Below are 16,852 nucleotides of genomic sequence, written 5' to 3' on the forward strand. Positions count from 1 at the left end.
CTTACCTACCTAGCCACTTCAAAGGCCGGACCCAGCCCGGCAACAATTTCCGAAGAGGAAAGTTTGCCGTCGTGGTCAAGGTCAAGGGCATCAAACGCGGCGTCGGTACCCAGCCATTCTTCCCGAGTAATAAACCCGTCACCATCGAGGTCGTAGGCTTTGAACAGGTCAAACTGGTCATCGGTCTTGGAGGCCGCGCCCTCGCTCTCGGTTAGCTGGGTCAGACGAGTGGCAAGCAGGTTTTCCAGGGTTTCGAGGGCCTTGCTGAAGCCTTTAATGCCTTCGTCGAGCTTTTCTGTGGCCATGCGATCGCTTTCATGCATCGAGCGGAAGGTGGCTTCATCAATTGTCAGCTTCTCAATGTCTAGGGACTCAGCTTTAGAGGGGTCGAGTTTGCGAGGCAGTTCGCCCTCGGTGCTGTCAAGCTGAGCCAGCAGCTTAGGGGAAATAGTCAGCAAATCACAGCCGGCCAGCTCGGTGATTTCGCCCAAGTTGCGGAAGCTGGCCCCCATCACCTCAGTTTTGTAGCCAAACTTTTTGTAGTAGTTGTAGATCTCTGTTACTGACATGACGCCGGGGTCTTCGGGGGCGGGGTACTCCTCGCGGCCGGTGTCTTTTTTGTACCAGTCGAGAATACGCCCCACGAAGGGAGAGATCAGGGTAGTGCCCGCCTCGGCACAGGCGATCGCCTGATGAATGCCGAACAGCAGCGTCAGGTTGCAGTGAATGCCCTCTTTTTCAAGAATTTCGGCGGCCTTAATGCCCTCCCAGGTAGAGGCAATTTTGATCAGTACGCGATCGGGCGTAATGCCCAGCTTGTCGTACTGCGCGATGATGTCGCGGGCGGTGGCAACGGTCGCCTCGGTGTCGTAGCTGAGGCGGGCATCAACTTCGGTAGAGACGCGGCCAGGGATAATGCTGAGAATCTTGTGGCCAAAGGCTACCGCCAGATTTTTAAAGGCCAGGTTGGCGATGTCTTTGTCAGAGGCCCCTGCCCCCAAATCAGCCTTGGCCTTCAGGAGGGTGTCATCGACAATGGCTTGATACTCAGGCATCTGCGCCGCCGCCGTAATTAGTGAAGGGTTGGTGGTGGCGTCGCGGGGGGTAAATTGCTCAATAGCTTGAATGTCTCCGGTGTCGGCGACAACAACGGTCATTTGCCGAAGCTGCTCTAAGAGGCTGGCCATGGGTTTCTCCTGGAAATCGGGGAGCAAGGGGACTTCTTCTGTTGCTCACATTGTAAACAGGGGATCTGAGGGCATCATTAACCCTTAATTAAAGCTACCAAGCCGTTACGAAACATTGTGTACGCACCAAACATGCCCCAAATCGTAACGGTTTCTTAAGGGTTTCGCCCCCGGCTTCGGCGGGTTGAGGGGGTTCCCAAACCGCAGCCCCCAGCCCCCAGTCCAATTTTTTTTTGTGCTTGAGAGAAATTAATTGGCTGCCCCAACTTGGCCAAAGCTTGGCATGATGGGGAGGATTTAACCGCACCTGCCTACTGCCCTATGCTGACCTCCGTTTGGCAACAGCTCACCCTGTCGACCTTAGCCCTGGAGCAATGGCGCGAGGCCAGCGTCTTGCACCGGCTGCTGGCCCCGCTGCGGCGGTGGCGGCAGGGCAGCTGGCTGCTGCGCTGGGGCGACTGGATTGGTTTGGCCATTGTGGTGGTGCTGTTTGCCCTGGCCCCCTACGTTTCAACCACGCTGATTGGGGTGCTGCTGCTGGCGGCGGCGGCCCTGTGGGCGCTGCTAACCCTCACCGACGAGGCTGGGGCGGGCCTGTCGCCAGTGCACCTGTCGGTAGCAGTCTATTGGGGAGTGATGGTGCTGGCCACGGCCCTTTCGCCTGTGCGGGGGGCGGCAGTCAGCGGGTTGATCAAACTAACGCTGAATATCCTGCTGTTTTTACTGATTGCGCGGGTGGCGCGACAGCCCAGAGCCAGGGGCTTGCTAATTTTGGCCTATATCTTAACTACCCTACCGGTGGCGATCTACGGGTTGCGACAGTATTTCTTTGGGGCGACGGCTCTGGCTACCTGGGTGGACGCCAACTCGGCAGTGGCCGACGTAACGCGGGTGTACAGCTTTTTGGGCAACCCCAACCTGCTGGCGGGCTACCTGATTCCAGGGGTGATGCTGAGCGCGGCGGCGGTGTTTGCCTGGCCCCGCTGGGTGCCCAAAGGCTTGGCCCTGCTGGCGACCCTGCTCAATACCCTCTGCCTAATTTTGACCCTTAGCCGGGGCGGCTGGATCGGCTTCTTGATCGCCGGGTTTGTGCTAATGATCCTGCTGGTACAGTACTGGAGCATTTGGTTTACACCTTTCTGGAAGCGCTGGGCGCTGCCGCTGCTGTTGGGTGGGGCGGTGGCCGTGGTGGTGCTGGGGGTAATCTCGGTCAGCTCACTGCGGGCGCGGGTGCTGAGCATGTTTGTGGGCCGGGCCGACAGCAGCAACAACTTTCGCATGAATGTGTGGGCGGCGGTGATAGATATGATTCGCGCTCGCCCGATTCTGGGTATTGGCCCTGGCAATGATGCCTTTAATGCCGTGTATCCTCTCTTTCAGCGGCCTCGCTACACGGCCTTGAGCGCTTACTCGGTGTTTTTAGAGGTGCTGGTAGAAGGCGGTATTGTGGGGTTGCTGGCCTTTTTGTGGCTGCTGCTGCTGATCTTTCATCAGGGCTGGGTGCAGCTTCAGCGGCTGCGCGACACCCAAGATCAGCAGGGCTACTGGCTGATGGGGGCGATCGCATCGATTACCGGCATTCTCGGCCAGGGCATTGCCGACACGGTGATGTATCGGCCCCAGATCAGTACGCTGTGGTGGATGGCGATCGCGATCGTGGCCAGCTACTACCCGGCCCAGCAGATCTTAGGCAAGCGTTCCTTCAAACTGCGGCAGGAATGACGCGATAGCCAGTTCCCTTCGACTCCGCTCAGGGAACGGTTATTTCAATCTGCTTAGGAATAGCTATTTTGATACTAGGCTGTAGCAGCCAATTAGGCTGAAGCTTGGGCAGTAAGCTTAGTCATCTCCCTGGGTGCCGTCCCAGGTAGCGTGGGGCATGAGCTTGACTTTGCCCTTGAACGGCAGGGTTTGACCAGTGACCAAGGTGCCGCCGTTGAGGGCGAGGTGAGCCTTGAGGCGTTTTTTGGCCTCGGCGATAGAGGCTACCCGCAGGTTGAGAATATAGAGATAGGGCGATGGGCTTTGATCGAGGTCGGTAGCGCTTTCCCAAATGCGCAGCCGAATGCCGTCGGTGTCGTTGATGATTTTATAAAACAATAAATGATCGACGGCTGGGGCATAGTGGCTAAAACTAGCGGAAAACGGAGTGTGCATGTCCCAAACACCAAAAGCAAACGACCGACCGAACAACCTATGCCATCAGCACCTTCCTTGAGATTACCCAGGTGAAGGTATAGAAACTATGAGTCCTTTATGATTTCCTTACATTCGCGGTCGGAATGTTTGGCCAGTAAAGGGTGGGAGAGCACCGCAAACCGAGCGGGGATCAAGAGACACCCGGTAGAGGGCATCCCTTAATCGTTATTCTATGAGTATCTACAGCGTCCGGAAAGGCCCATGAACTGAACCTTTGATTGCTGTACTTCTCTTTAGTATCCGGTAAAGCGCAATTCTGTCTGCGGTTTTTCGGCTAAACCCCGTAAAAATGCCTAAAAATTCATGTTCCCTAAAGATTAGGCGAAGCGGCCCGCCGCTCCATTTCTGCTCGCAGGGCTTTCATAGTGTCGACCAGCCCGGCCTCAAATAGGTTGTAGAACAGCGCTTTGAAGGGGCCGACATCGGCCTCGGCCCGCACCTGCTGCGATAGCAGGCACAGCAGGCCACGTCCCAGGGACGGGGGGGCGGCATCAATGCGCCAGTGGCCGTACATGTATTCGAGATTGCCTTCCAGCAGACGAAAGCTAATCTGCTGCCCGTCTAGCTCCAGGTTTTCGGTTAGCACCTTAGATTCCATCGTGGTGAGCATGATGCGCCGTCGATCGATCTGTTCGACAATGGTGCGATCGCCCTCTGTCTCAACCACCCGGCTTTTGACCACCGTCGGCAAGAATGTCTCAAAGCTGCTGTAGTCGGTTAGCACAGCCCAGGCGGCAGCATGGGAAACCGTGGTCGCAACCATCAGGCCATACTGACCCTGGCCCCCCTTGACCACGACATCGCGCTTGGCCAGGGCTGCCCAATCAGCATCGGTTAGCTTGGCCAGATAGGCCTCAGCCGGCTGAACCTGACGGGATAAACGCGACATAATACCTGAGAACCAGACTTCAAATACTGTAGCGCAACCCGCTCCGGCAGCTACAGTATTCTCGGTTGTATTTGCAGCGGGTCCGCCATCGCCATGCCCAGTTTTGATTCAGTTTTAGCGGCTTACCAGGAGCTACCCACCCGAGTGCACAGCCTGATGCTGAGCACCGTCAACGGTGAGGGCGCACCCCAGGCCAGCTATGCCCCCTACGTTATGGATGACGACTATCGGCTTTATATCTTCACCAGCGGCCTGTCGGCCCATACCCAAAACCTGCAAAATACTGGTTTGGCCGGCGTTTTACTCATCGAAGACGAGGCCGAGGCGGGTCAGGTTTTTGCTCGCCAGCGCATTACCTACGACTGCCGGGCTCAGCTGCTGCCCCGGGGCACCGCCGACTGGGAGACTGTAGCCGATCGCTTTGAGCAGCGCTTTGGGGAGATCATTGCCATGCTGCGATCGCTGGAGGATTTCCAAATTTTTTGCCTTAGCCCCCAAAGTGGGCGCTTTGTGATGGGGTTTGGGGCCGCCTACGCCGTCGATGCTCAAAACCTGAGCCAGCTGGTTGGCCCGCCCCAAACGGGGCCGGATAACTCGTCTGGCCAGTGACAAGAGGGCTAGCCGTTGACCAGAACGGCAATGCCTGCCAGGGCCACCGCCGCCCCGGCTACCGCCCGTAGACTGACGCGATCGCCTAGGGTAGCGGCCAGCGGCAGCACAAACAGCGGGCTGGTGGAGGTCAGCGCCTGGGCTACACCAGCCGCCGTATACTTGAGGGCCATCTGCTGAAGATAAATGGCCATATAGGTGCCCAGCACCGCAGCCAGGGTCACTCCTGCCAGTAGGCGGGGCGATCGCAGCGGCCGCAGTGCCCCTACCACTGGCCCTTGGTAGCGCAAAATACCCAGAATGATCACGCAGCCCCCGGCCAGCCGCAGCAGCGAACTCCACAGCGGGGCGACGGCTGTATCGGCCAGCACCGCCCGCGACATCACGGCCCCTGTGGCCTGACCGAGAGCGGCCAGTACGCCGTAAACAACGCCCTGATAGTCAGCCCTACCGGGGATAGCACCGCCGGGTACCCGCTCGGCAATCACCCACACCACCCCTGCCAGGGTGAGGCCGATCCCCATCCAGGACCGGGCACTCAGCTCCTCCTGCAAAAACACCAGCGCCATCAGGGCGGCGATGGGCGGAGCTAGGGTTTCGAGCAGCAGGGCCCGCCGGGGGCCAAGCCGATTGATGGCGGCAAAGTAGGCCGTGTCGCCCAGGCCAATACCAACTACGCCGCTGAGGGCCAACCAGCCGATCGCCTGTCGGGTTAGGCCAGCGGTGCTCTGCCCCAGCAGCAGCAGGGTAAGGGCCAGCAACATCAGGGCGATCGCCCCCTTAGCCAGGTTGAGCACCAGGGGTGACAGCGCCTTGCCCAACCGCCCAAACATCACCGTGGCCACCGCCCATAGACAGGCCGCCATGAGGGCCGCTAGTTCACCGCGCATAGGCTCTTGGGTCAGCGTTTGCCAACATCCTGCAAAACGTCTTGCAAAACTTAAGTACTGTCACCATAGCGGAATGCAACAGAATCTTTACACTTCTGGTCGGGGATTGTGCTGATTGACCGCCCGGCTGCCGTAGAGAGAACCAAGACAGTCAGACCAATCCTAGGAAATTTGAGTTATGCGTGTCTGGGCTCTAGCATCCTGCAGCGGGCTACTGGCTTTGGCGGCCTGTAGCGCCGAAAAAACTAGCCCTCCAGATTTGGGCACGGCCCCGCCCGAAAGCGATGACGCGGCTGAGGTCAACGCTCAGCCAGGGTTGAGGGCCACCTCCTCTAGCCCCATGGCTCGCCCCGAGCTGCGGCCCAGGCAGGGGGGCCTCGATCGGGCTCGCTTCAGCCCGCGATCGTCTCAGGCTTCACCTGTGGTCAGTCGGTCCAGCGGTGCTGGGCAAACGCTGCCCCAGGCCGATCAGCTGCGCGCACGATTGCAGCGCCTGCGGACACAGCACGGGTCAAGGTTGTCCTCCAATACCCCCCTGGCCACAGCCCCGCTGCCTGCCGCCCTCACCTCCACGCCTCCTCGTCCGGTGCCCGCAGCAGAGCAACCCCTAGAAACGCGTTCTGAAGCGTTGCCTACCCCTCCCAGTGATGTGGGAGTCACCGCTTTGCCTACGCTATCCCAGCCCAATGTGGCACGGCCCAATGTGGCGGCCCCAGAACTGGGGCTGTCTTCGACCGCTAGCACAGCCATCGACCTGGGGCCGGTTGCTTCTGCCCGACCGACCGACAGCTACTCCGTTGCTCCTGCGCGGCATCAGGGCTACAGCGCGCGATCGCAGCAGCCGGCCCCGACAATTACCACCGCAGCCGCCGGGGTGCCCGAGGGGCTAACCGCCCGGCTGCACGGCGCTACGTCACAGGCGATTACGCTGGCCTCCCCAGCAGATGCGCCAGCGGCGGTAGCGGCTCAACCCTCGCCCGCCTCCCCGTCACCCGTCGCTCCGTCCCCCGCTGCTCCCCTACCCGCTGCTCCCCTAGCTACCACCGCTGGGGAGGTTGCTCCTGTTTCAGCAGCGGCTGATTCTGAGCCAGCTACCGCCCATCAGTCGAGTGCCACGCCTGCCCTCACGCTAACGCCCCCGCAGGTAGAGGCATCGGCCCCGACAACCCTTACCCACCACAACCAGGGGCGCACCGCTCAACCTGAGACCGCGATTCGCGAAGCGATCCCCTTGGGAGTCGCACCCTTGGGCCGATCTGCGGCTACTGCGCCCCCCGAAAGCCTGCCCCTCAACCCGGGCACGCCGCGCCTCACCCCCCTGCGCCCAGCCGCCGTAACCTCGTCTGATGCCGCCTTGACTGTGCCTAGAGCCGCTGCACCGCAGGGGTTAGGGGCGCAGCCGCCAGCGATCCAGGCTTCAGAAGCTCCGGTATCTGAAGCCCAAATTCTAGAGGCTCAAACAACTAGCGCGAGCTTCTCAGCGCATCAGGGCCAGTCTCAGCCGGAGTCTCTAAGCCTCAACCCCCAGCCCGAAGCCAGCTCCAAAGACCTGCCGCTTGCCTACTGCTTTCAGGCGAGCGATCGCCCCCTCAACCCCGAAGCTCAGACCGGGACTGATCCGCAGTCGGCTGGTCAGCAGCTCGATCAGCTGTCTATGCTGATCGGCGCTGGCTCGGCCGATGCTGCTCTACGGCCGGGGGAGAGGTTGAGCAAAGCTGAGCCTGCCGCTGCTTGCCTGGAGGCGAACGGGGTTGCCGCTGAACCCGCTGCCGACGACTCTCGCTCTGCCCCACCCTTAAATTAAGCCAACCCGAGTTCGAGATCAGCAAAAACCGTTGGCCGACGGTTCCGGTTTACAGCTTTCGGGGGGAAATCTGCCGATGTTTTGAGGATACCGGCAACTTAATTGCCGAATTCTTACAATAGAGCCGAGAGTACAAGGCCGAACCAAAGCTATGGTTGGGCAGCCACATAGGGTTCAAAACCGGCCACACTATGCGACTTCACTGCGAGATCCGGGGGACTGGCTTTCCCATTCTGTGCCTGCACGGCCACCCTGGATCGGCTAAAACTATGTCGGTGTTTACCGAAAGCCTGAGCGATCGCTACCAAACCCTGGCCCCAGACCTGCGGGGCTACGGCCGCAGCCGGACGCCATTGCCCTTTGAACTCGAGGATAGCCTCAACGACCTGGTTGAACTGCTCGATACCCAGCGGGTAGAGCGCTGCCTGGTGCTCGGCTGGTCGTTAGGCGGAATTTTAGCGATCGAGCTAGCCCTGCGCCACCCCAATCGCGTCGCCGGCCTGATTTTAATTGCGACAGCGGCTCGGCCTGTGGGTGCTCATCCGCCTGTGGCCTGGCCAGAACTCGTCAATACCGGGCTGGCCTCAGTGCTTAATGTTGTGATCCCAGGTCATCCCTGGGTGATGGATGGTCTGGGAAAGCGATCGCTCTACCGATACCTGCTGCGGCAGCATTCGCCCCAGGCCTACCACCGTTTGGCCAAAGAAGGCTTTGGAGCCTACCTGGGCACCTCACCCCAGGCCAATCGCGCCCTCAACAGCGCCCTAGGACGCCGCTACAACCGGCTGCCCGACCTGGGTGCGATCGCGGTTCCTTGCCTGGTGCTCTGTGGGGCCGAGGATTGCCACATTACCGCCCAGGCCAGCCTAGAAACCGCCGCTCACCTGCCCCAGGCCGAGAGCCATTGCTACCCAAACACTGCCCACCTGCTGCCTTGGGAAATTCCGGAGCAGGTGCTGCAGGATATTCACCAATGGTTAGCGCAACACAAACAAGCGCTAGGTCTAGAACACTAGGCCTAGCCAATAATGGCGATGACAGAACTTGGGCTAGGGCCGACCGCTGAAGGCGGGAGTCGAAAACCCACCCACAGGAGTATCCCACTCATCGGTAATGGTCAGCTGCTCAGGACGGCTGCACAGCTGCACCACGGTTTGAATTTTCTGTGCCCCTTCCTGCTCAAGATCTTCAATGTAGCCACCCTTAGCGGCATGAGCCTCAGACTCACTATCAAAGGGGCCAAAGTAGTAGGTGCAGGCGGGTGAATTGGTCTTGATCTCGACCCACCAGGCTTTGTCTTGGCCTAAAACGCTCGCTAAAAAACGACCTAAAAGATGCTTCATAGATCCTGCCTATCTGCCGAGTTCTAAAGATTTTTTATGGGGAAATCACGGTTCTAAACCGTCCTGGGGCAACGCTATCCCATGTTTCGTTATACTGCCTTGCTTTTGATTTTGCAAAGAGGAAATTTGTAGTTGCGCCGTCCATTGATGACGATAGATCTCATAGAGAGCCATGCCTGTAGCCACCGATGCATTTAAGCTAGGAACCGTGCCGCGTAGCGGAATCGATACCAGCGTGTCGCAGCTCTGCTGCACGGTAAGGCTGAGACCACTGCCCTCGGCCCCCACCACAATCACCGTCGGGCGATCAAAGGTGGTGCGGTGTACCGGCTGGCTGGCCTCTGAAGACAGTCCGTAGATCCAAAATCCCTTTTCTTTAAGGGTGTCGAGGGCGCGTTTGAGGTTGACGACTCGCGCCACGGGCAAATGCTCTAGGGCACCTGCGGCGACCTTGGCCACCGTGGCCGTTACCCCCGCCGCCCGCCGCTGGGGGATCACCATTCCCTGGGCACCCAGGGCTTCAGCGGTGCGAATAATGGCCCCCAAATTGTGGGGATCGGTAATGCTGTCGGCCGCGATAATGACCGGTACTTTAGTTGCCCCCAGGGCGGTTTCGATCATCTCGTCGAGGTCGTGATAGGTATGAGCCGCCGCTTGGGCCGCGATCCCCTGGTGGTTGGCTCCGCCGGTAATCTGGTTGAGTCGCTTGGTGTCGACCTCGTCGATGACGGCACCGCTTGCCTTGGCTGCGTCAATCAGCGGCAGAAACCGGGGATCGTAGCGAATGCGATCGTTAACCCAGACTCGGTTGAGGGGGCGCTGAGCCTGCAGAGCGGCCTCGACCGCGTGACGACCGTAGATTAGATCAGTTTCGTCTTGTCTTTCGTTGCCTTCACCGAGCCCTTCGCTACTGACTCCCAGCTGGCGGGGTGGAGCAGAGGTGGAGCGCCGAAACGAATCGCTACGCGAATCGCCGCCCTGGTAGCGGGGCTTTTCATCTCGGCGCGGACTGCCGTCGTAGCGAGGCTGGTCACCCTGGTAGCGCGGCTTACTGTCTTTGTAGCGGGGCTTTTCATCTCGGCGTGGACTGCCGTCGTAGCGAGGCTGGTCGCCCTGCGGGCGGGATTTATCGTCCCTATGGCGGGGTTTGCCGTCGCCGTAGCGCGGTTTATCGTCTTTGTAGCGCGGCTTTTCGTCGCCGTGGCGGGGCTTGGCACCAGCGTAGCGCGGCTTGTCGTCACCGTAGCGAGGCTTGTCGCCCTGGTAGCGGGGTTTGTCGTCACCGTAGCGGGGCTTGTCGCTTTGGCGAGGCCGGTCGTCACCGTAGCGGGGTTTGCCTTCACCCTGGCGGGGTTTACCTCCCCGGTAGCCTTCAGACTGCTGGCGAGGCTTGGCCCCAGAGGGACGGTTGGGGTTGCGAGAAGGCTTTGGGGTCGGCATGGCCACACCTGATACGGGGTTAGGAACCAAAAATAAGCAGAAAACCTAGGCTAGCACGTCCTACTCCCTTACCCCAGCATTCTGGTTTTATTGCCCCACTCTGCCGTAAGAAAAGCAGCAGTGGGCTTGTTGAGCTAGTAGCAGGGCAATAGCAGGGGCGATCGCCCTGTAGTTGAGGAGCCAGGCTAGAAACCTTTCCTTAGTAAGGGTTTTAAACCCTTAAATGCCAGCCGTCTACCTATGCGCTGTCTGTAGATGGCCCCACCTGGTGGAACTAAGCCAGATAGGTTGGGGCTGCAGGCGTTTAGGCTCAGGTTGGAAAAAAAGCTTAAATCTTCAGCATCTGGTGACACATCAGCCACATCCCCAAAATGATCCTTCACAATGGAAAATAACATGCCCATACCGGAGTGATGCCAATGCCTCACCCATCCAACGGTGCGAAGCTCGATTGTCCGGTTCATCTGGTCCTGTCGTACATTGGCAGCAAATGGGCCATCCTCATTCTGCAAGAGCTGTTTCAGGGCAGTCGCCGCACGAACGAGTTTTTGTCGGCGCTGCCTGGTATTAGTACCAAAACTTTAACTGCCCGCCTGCGGGAGCTAGAGAGCTACGGCTTAGTAAAGCGCACTGTTTTTCCGGAGGTGCCCCCACGGGTTGAATACTCGCTCACTGCGAAGGGGCGCGAGGTGCAGCCCATTATGGCTGCTCTCAACCAGGTGGGGCAGCACTGGCTGGTGCATAGCCCTGGCGATTCGCGTAGCGATCCCGCTAAGAATCGCCAGCCTACGCTCTACGGCCCTCGCGGCCGATAGCCGTCCCTGGTCAGTCGTTGCTCCAGGTCTCGTGGGGGATCAAGTCGCCAATGCGATCGCGCAGGCCGTAGTCATTTTTCTCCAGCTCAGCCTCAATGTAGGGCCATTCGCGCGCGGCAATATAGCCGCAAAGGGCGCAAATTGGCTGACAGCGGTCTAGGATGCCGCAGTCTACCAATTGCTTGGCTTCGTCGCGAATGACATCGATTGTGTAGTGCTGACTAAGCCGCGGTCGTGTGGTTGTCGTGGTCATAGCTGTAGCCCTCCTGTACTGGATGGCAATGGGGACATTTACTTACCACCCATATACATAGTGCGACCCTAATTTTGGCAATCAAAGCAGATGATGCGTATCCTTTACCTTTGTTTACCAAGCGCAATATTGTAGCCTAGTACACCGTTTGATGGATGCGATCGCTGGTTCAGGACAATCGCATCCATCCACTTTTGGCAGGCCGCTCTGCGGCCACAGCCCTTTTTCTAAAGCGGTCTACCGAATACCTGTGTCCAATAGATTCGCCCGCTCCCGGTGGCTTGCCCCACCCCCAGCTCGGTAAAGGCCGGGTTGAGAATGTTTTGGCGGTGGCCAGGGCTATTCATCCAGGCGCTCATTACGGCGGCGGCGGTGGGCTGGCCCATAGCAACGTTTTCGCCAATGGTTGACCACCGGTACCCAGTGGCGTCAATGCGCGATCGCATTGTTGAGCCGTCAGAACCGGTGTGGCTCATGCGGCGGCTGGTCGCCATGTCCTGGGCGTGGCGCTGGGCGGCGGCAGTGAGTTTTTCGTTCAGCACCAGGGGCGGTGCATTGACGCGCTGGCGTTCAGCATTGACCAACCGCAGCAGCTCCTGGGCGATCGTGACATCGGCCTGGGCTATTGTTACACCCGATGTTGTGTCGGAGGTCTGGGCGATCCCCTGAGGAATCGCTGCATGAATCGCCGCTGGCATTCCCAACCCCGGCAGCAGCCCCGCCAAAATCGCTGCAAGCAGTACGGCGCTATTAGGTCGAGGGCGTAGCATGTGTTTCCATGGCTGCATGGCTATCTCCTAAAGATGATGGTGCTGTAGACGCCCCTGCCCTCCCCTTTGACGCAGCTCAAAAGGGTCGGTTCCACCGGCTTCACCGACAGTTGCTCAGCTAGTCTTCCCAAACTGCACTTAATCCCTAGCGAGGATGCAGTGCCATGAGCTGCCGCACCGCCTCAGCGTGGTACGAACTGCGCGTCAGCGGTGATGACACCACCTGCAAAAACCCCTTGACCTCGCCTGCCACCCGCCAGGCGTCAAACTGAGCCGGGGTAATAAACTCTGCCACCGGTAAATGCTTTGGCCCCGGCGAAAGGTACTGACCTAGGGTCAGAATGTCGCAGTCTACGGCCCGCAGGTCATCCATCACCTGCTGCACTTCGGCATCGGTTTCGCCCAGCCCCATCATCAAACCCGACTTGGTATAAACCCAGGGAGCCAGCGCTCGACTGCGCCGCAGCAGTTCAAGGGAGCGGGCGTAATTGCCCTGGGGCCGCACCCGCCGGTAGAGGCGGGGCACAGTCTCGGTATTGTGGTTGAGCACGTGGGGGCGCGACGCGAGAATGGTTTCCAGCGCTGACCAGTTGCCGCACAGGTCGGGGATCAACACTTCAATGGTGGTGTCGGGGGTCGTTTGTTTGACCGCCTCAATGCAGGCCACAAACTGGCTAGCGCCGCCGTCGGCCAGATCGTCGCGGTTAACCGACGTAATCACCACGTGGTTGAGCCCCATGCGTCGCACCGACTCGGCCAGGCGCAGAGGTTCGGTAGGGTCGAGCACCTGGGGCTTTTTCTCAAAGTCAATGTCGCAGTAGGGGCAGGCGCGGGTACAGGCTGGTCCCATGATCAAAAACGTAGCTGTACCCGCCTTAAAGCACTCACCAATGTTGGGGCACGAAGCCTCTTCACAAACGGTGTTAAGGCCTAGATCTTGCAGAATTGACTTAACTTCGCCTATCCGTTCCCACTGAGGGGCTTTTACCCGTAACCACTCTGGTTTTACCGCCACAGTTTTTAACCCCGACACTATGTCTGTGACTCAATCATATCAACCCCCGCAGCACTTGCCCTGGGGCACTGCGCTGCAAACAGCCTAGAACCTGGGGATAGCAGTATGCTGGAGTTGGGTGGGATCGATCAAAACGGCCTATGGATGCGCCAGCTCCCCTAAATCGCTGTCTGATGGTGCTGTGCTACGGCGCGGCCGGTCTGCTGGCTGCCGCTACCTGGCAAGACCAGGTAAATTCGCGCTGGCGGTTTGAGGCTCCCTTTGAGCGCACGGGTTTGGTTCGTCTGACGACGATCATTACCCAGGCCCCCGAAACTTTGATCACCGCCAACACCCGCGTGGTGATCAGCCTGAGCCGGCGACGACTTACCCTCTACCAAAACGATGCCGTGCGCGGCGAGTTTGCGGTGGCCATTGGTCAGGATGACTGGCAAACCCCTACGGGCGAATTTGCCGTCCGCGACATGCGTACCAACCCGGTGTGGCAGCACCCCATTACTAAAGAAGCGGTTGGCCCTGGCCCGAGTAACCCCCTCGGCTCCCGCTGGATTGGCTTTGCGCTGCAGGGGCAGTATCACATCGGCATCCACGGCACCAACCAGGAGACGCTAATTGGCGAGGCCGTTTCCCACGGCTGCGTAAGGATGCTGGAAGCAGATATTCACACGCTCTACAGCCACATCAAAATAGGCACCCCCATTCAGGTGGTGCCGTAAAGTTAGGGTTGCGGGGCCTTTGATCAGCGCCTATGGTCGTAAGCCCTAAACCTGCACCGCTACGGGAAGTTCGTTGCCCACAGCAGTCAGGTCGAAGTGGTGCCAGGGTTTGCCGTCTAGGGCCATCTGCTCAATTAGGCTGGCTAGCCTGAGGGCTTTGAGTGCCTGCTCGCCGCCGACGGAGGGTTTTTCGCCGCCGCGCACACAGTTGATAAAGTGCTCTAGCTCGGCATGGAGCGGCTCGATGTTGCTGGTATAGACTTTCTCGATTAAGCCGTCCTGGCGGTAGAGCACCTGGCCGTAGTCGGAGGAGCAGTCGGCGGTGGTCTGCCGGTGAATCAAAATCTCGTTGTTGAGAAAATCGGCGTCGGTGAGGGAGTTTTTGCAGTGGGCCGTAATGCTGCGAATTTTGCGGTGGGTGACCTTGCTGGAAGTCAGCGTAGCCACAATGCCATTGCTAAAGCCCAGGGTGGCGGTGACGTAGTCTAGATACCCAGAGTTAGAGGCCCGGCTGCCGCTGGCGGTGAGGGTGGCTACCGTTGACCCTGCTAGCTCTAGCAGGAGGTCAATGTCGTGGATCATCAGGTCGAGCACCACGGACACGTCGTTGGCCCGCTGGGAGTAGGGGCTCATGCGGCGGGCTTCGAGGGCCAGCAGTTCTTCGGTCTTGAGCACCTTGTGGAGTTCTTGAAAGGCCGGGTTAAACCGCTCGATGTGACCCACCTGCAAAATGCAGTTGGTTGCCGCCGCTGCATTGACCAATGACTCTGCCTCGGCAATGCTGGCGGCAATGGGTTTTTCAATCAAAATATGTACGCCCGCCTGCAAACAGGCCATGCCCACGGCGTGGTGCAGTCGAGTTGGCACCGCTACGCACACGGCATCGACGTGCTTGAGCAGCTCTTGGTAGTCTTCAAAAAACCGAATTCTGTACTTGCCAGCGGTGTCGAGCCCCCGCTCCACGTTGACATCTGACACCCCAACGAGCTCTACATCTTTGAACCGGCTGAGAACGCGGGTATGGTGCTGGCCCATGTTGCCCACGCCAATAACGCCGACACGAATAGGATCTGGTAGGTTGCGAGATAGGTGCATGTCTAAGGCAGATGACAACATGGAGTTTTGCACGCCTGTCCTTCCTAGGGAGACAAAGATACGTCGACAGCGAGTGGGTTGCGAACGTCAGAGCAAGTGGAGAACTGGGACGGCCAGGTAAAATTACTCAGATACTATCACAATGCTTCACACTGTAAAGAATAGCGACATTCCCCACCAGAGAAGCATAGATTTACGACCAGATTCGCAATCTGGCACAGCTCCATGCTCGTTTTCCGAATTTTTGCCTGCTTTTTTATGCTACTGATGGCTGGGTGAGCCGTCGAGCGACCTGTGGCAGTTAAATAGCTGTCTAGGGGGCTGAATCCCTGGTCGATCGCGATCGTCTGCCCCCGACTACTCAAGGCATAATGCTCATCTCCCTAGGGCATAGAAGTCTAATCGGAGTCGGTAGAGGCAGTACCCGCCGCGCCGTCTGACTCATTCCCCAGCGGTAGAGAATCGAGCGATCGCACCAGAATGTCTTGGAGCCGGGGGCCATCGGTCGAGAGCACCACCCACTCGTGGTCGGCGAATATCAGGCGATCGCCCGAGCGCGGAATTTTTTGCATTTGGTAGATTAGAAATCCGCCGAGAGTTTGGTAGTCATCGGCGTAGGGTAGGGCCAGGTTGAGCAGTTCGTTAACCTCTTCAAGGTCGGTGTGAGCCTTGATTCGGTACGACTGATCGGCCAGCAGCTGCACCAGCCGCTCCTGGTCATCGGGCTCGTGAATATCGCCAATAATTTCGGTGGTTAAGTCGTGGAGGGTGAGCAGCCCGGCCGTGCCGCCAAACTCATCAACAACAATGACGAGCTCCTGACCAGTGCGCTGCATAGTAGCCAGCAGCTCGTGCAGGGGGGTGTGCTCAGGCACAAACCGAGCCGGTTTGACCCAGGCCCGCAGGGGAGTCTCGGCATTAATTTGCTGACGGGCCAGGGGCTGCAAAAACTGCTTCAGCTCTACCATGCCCTGGATGTCGTCGAGGGAGTCCCCTATCACCGGGTAGCGGGAGTGCTCGGTGGTGGCCACTACCTCAATCAGCTCCCCAAAGGTGGCGGCTAGGGGAATAGCGTGGATCTGGGTGCGGGGCACCATGATCTCTTCGGCGGTGACGTCGCGAAACTCGAATACGTTGTTGAGCAGCTCGCGCTCTTCGGCCTCCAGTCCCGGAGTTTCGGTCGTGGTGCGAATGATTAGCTGGAGTTCTTCGGGGGTGAGGCGGCTGTAGCTGACCTGGTCGCTGTAGCGAATGTTGACCAGCCGCAGCAGCAGCCGGGTCGACTGAATCAAGATCCAGATGAAGGGGTTAAACAGGCGGGCAATGGTCAGGCTAGGGGGGCCTAAAAATCGAGCCACCTGCTCGGGGTAGAGCATGGCCACCGATTTAGGGCACAGTTCTCCCAGCACAATTTGCAGGTAGGCGACCAAAAAAAACGCGACCGGAATCGCCAGGGCGTGGGCCAAAGCCTCGCTTCGAGCTGGGCTGAGGGGCGTTTGGCTAATCCAGAAGGCCAGGGTGACGGCCATGGTACCTTCGCCCACCCACCCCAGCGCCAGGCTAGAGAGGGTAATGCCCAACTGGGTGGTAGACAGCAGGCGATCGAGGCTGCGCTGGAGCTGCTGCACCGTTTTGGCCTGCACATCGCCCTCAGAGACCAGCTGGCTAATGCGCGATCGCCGCACCGACACCATCGAAAACTCTGCCGCCACAAAAAAAGCGTTGATGCCAATCAGCATTAGCACGGCCAGGAGCCGTGATGCGATCGCGGCTCCTGGCAGCTGTTCGGGAATAACGACGGCTAATACATAGGGAAAAACGCCCATG

General features: G+C 59.0%; 17 protein-coding genes. 6 read left to right on the top strand and 11 right to left on the bottom strand.

Annotated features, from left to right (window positions below; translation table 11 throughout):
• Window positions 1-5: 5 nt before the first annotated feature.
• On the bottom strand, window positions 6-1,187 hold the full coding sequence (locus tag IQ265_RS01410; protein ID WP_194050423.1) for a transaldolase: 1,182 nt from the start codon (window positions 1,185-1,187) through the stop codon (window positions 6-8).
• Between the two features lie 321 nt (window positions 1,188-1,508).
• Between IQ265_RS01410 and IQ265_RS01415 the strand changes: the two genes are divergently transcribed.
• Window positions 1,509-2,909 (top strand): IctB family putative bicarbonate transporter, encoded by a 1,401-nt coding sequence (locus IQ265_RS01415; protein ID WP_194050424.1) that lies wholly within the window; start codon window positions 1,509-1,511, stop codon window positions 2,907-2,909.
• Window positions 2,910-3,026: 117 nt separating this feature from the next.
• Here IQ265_RS01415 and IQ265_RS01420 read toward each other — a convergent pair whose 3' ends face one another.
• Both IQ265_RS01420 and IQ265_RS01425 read right to left on the bottom strand, forming a co-directional pair.
• Entirely contained in the window at window positions 3,027-3,344 is a 318-nt protein-coding gene (locus tag IQ265_RS01420) for a hypothetical protein (protein ID WP_194050425.1), read from the bottom strand.
• Window positions 3,345-3,696: 352 nt separating this feature from the next.
• Entirely contained in the window at window positions 3,697-4,275 is a 579-nt protein-coding gene (locus IQ265_RS01425) for an SRPBCC family protein (protein WP_194050426.1), read from the bottom strand.
• Window positions 4,276-4,368: 93 nt separating this feature from the next.
• Between IQ265_RS01425 and IQ265_RS01430 the strand changes: the two genes are divergently transcribed.
• The gene (locus tag IQ265_RS01430; protein ID WP_194050427.1) at window positions 4,369-4,884 is read left to right on the top strand and encodes a pyridoxamine 5'-phosphate oxidase family protein; all 516 of its coding nucleotides are present in this window, start codon (window positions 4,369-4,371) and stop codon (window positions 4,882-4,884) included.
• Window positions 4,885-4,892: 8 nt separating this feature from the next.
• Here the strand turns inward: IQ265_RS01430 and IQ265_RS01435 are convergent, their stop codons facing one another.
• Entirely contained in the window at window positions 4,893-5,774 is an 882-nt protein-coding gene (locus tag IQ265_RS01435; protein WP_194050428.1) for a DMT family transporter, read from the bottom strand.
• Between the two features lie 178 nt (window positions 5,775-5,952).
• On the opposite strand from IQ265_RS01435, the gene IQ265_RS01440 reads away from it, so the two are divergent.
• Both IQ265_RS01440 and IQ265_RS01445 read left to right on the top strand, forming a co-directional pair.
• Window positions 5,953-7,578: a hypothetical protein gene (locus IQ265_RS01440; protein WP_194050429.1), complete on the top strand. Its 1,626-nt coding sequence runs from the start codon at window positions 5,953-5,955 to the stop codon at window positions 7,576-7,578.
• A 191-nt stretch (window positions 7,579-7,769) separates the two neighbouring features.
• Window positions 7,770-8,594, top strand: coding sequence for an alpha/beta hydrolase (locus IQ265_RS01445; protein WP_194050430.1), 825 nt, complete (start codon window positions 7,770-7,772; stop codon window positions 8,592-8,594).
• 33 nt (window positions 8,595-8,627) lie between these two features.
• Here the strand turns inward: IQ265_RS01445 and IQ265_RS01450 are convergent, their stop codons facing one another.
• Together IQ265_RS01450 and rlmB are read right to left on the bottom strand one after the other, a co-directional pair.
• Window positions 8,628-8,921, bottom strand: coding sequence for a DUF1816 domain-containing protein (locus IQ265_RS01450; protein ID WP_194050431.1), 294 nt, complete (start codon window positions 8,919-8,921; stop codon window positions 8,628-8,630).
• 45 nt (window positions 8,922-8,966) lie between these two features.
• Window positions 8,967-10,361 carry a 23S rRNA (guanosine(2251)-2'-O)-methyltransferase RlmB gene (gene rlmB / locus IQ265_RS01455; protein ID WP_194050432.1) on the bottom strand — a complete coding sequence of 465 codons (1,395 nt, stop codon included), beginning with the start codon at window positions 10,359-10,361 and terminating at the stop codon, window positions 8,967-8,969.
• Window positions 10,362-10,780: 419 nt separating this feature from the next.
• On the opposite strand from rlmB, the gene IQ265_RS01460 reads away from it, so the two are divergent.
• Window positions 10,781-11,176 carry a helix-turn-helix domain-containing protein gene (locus IQ265_RS01460; RefSeq protein ID WP_228037459.1) on the top strand — a complete coding sequence of 132 codons (396 nt, stop codon included), beginning with the start codon at window positions 10,781-10,783 and terminating at the stop codon, window positions 11,174-11,176.
• Between the two features lie 10 nt (window positions 11,177-11,186).
• On the opposite strand, the gene IQ265_RS01465 is transcribed toward IQ265_RS01460, so the two are convergent.
• The 3 genes from IQ265_RS01465 to lipA form a co-directional block, all read right to left on the bottom strand.
• On the bottom strand, window positions 11,187-11,429 hold the full coding sequence (locus IQ265_RS01465) for a DUF4327 family protein (RefSeq protein ID WP_194050433.1): 243 nt from the start codon (window positions 11,427-11,429) through the stop codon (window positions 11,187-11,189).
• Between the two features lie 227 nt (window positions 11,430-11,656).
• The gene (locus tag IQ265_RS01470; RefSeq protein ID WP_228037460.1) at window positions 11,657-12,217 is read right to left on the bottom strand and encodes a CAP domain-containing protein; all 561 of its coding nucleotides are present in this window, start codon (window positions 12,215-12,217) and stop codon (window positions 11,657-11,659) included.
• A gap of 127 nt (window positions 12,218-12,344) precedes the next feature.
• Window positions 12,345-13,214, bottom strand: coding sequence for a lipoyl synthase (gene lipA / locus IQ265_RS01475; RefSeq protein ID WP_194050434.1), 870 nt, complete (start codon window positions 13,212-13,214; stop codon window positions 12,345-12,347).
• 140 nt (window positions 13,215-13,354) lie between these two features.
• On the opposite strand from lipA, the gene IQ265_RS01480 reads away from it, so the two are divergent.
• Window positions 13,355-13,930, top strand: a complete 576-nt coding sequence (locus tag IQ265_RS01480; RefSeq protein WP_194050435.1) for a L,D-transpeptidase — start codon at window positions 13,355-13,357, stop codon at window positions 13,928-13,930.
• 45 nt (window positions 13,931-13,975) lie between these two features.
• On the opposite strand, the gene IQ265_RS01485 is transcribed toward IQ265_RS01480, so the two are convergent.
• Window positions 13,976-15,025: a Gfo/Idh/MocA family oxidoreductase gene (locus IQ265_RS01485; RefSeq protein WP_194050436.1), complete on the bottom strand. Its 1,050-nt coding sequence runs from the start codon at window positions 15,023-15,025 to the stop codon at window positions 13,976-13,978.
• 398 nt (window positions 15,026-15,423) lie between these two features.
• Complete coding sequence (locus IQ265_RS01490) at window positions 15,424-16,851, bottom strand: hemolysin family protein (RefSeq protein ID WP_194050437.1); 1,428 nt, start codon at window positions 16,849-16,851, stop codon at window positions 15,424-15,426.
• Window position 16,852: the final 1 nt, after the last annotated feature.

Origin of the sequence: Nodosilinea sp. LEGE 06152, assembly GCF_015207525.1 — a bacterium.
Taxonomy (GTDB): Bacteria; Cyanobacteriota; Cyanobacteriia; order Phormidesmidales; family Phormidesmidaceae; genus Nodosilinea.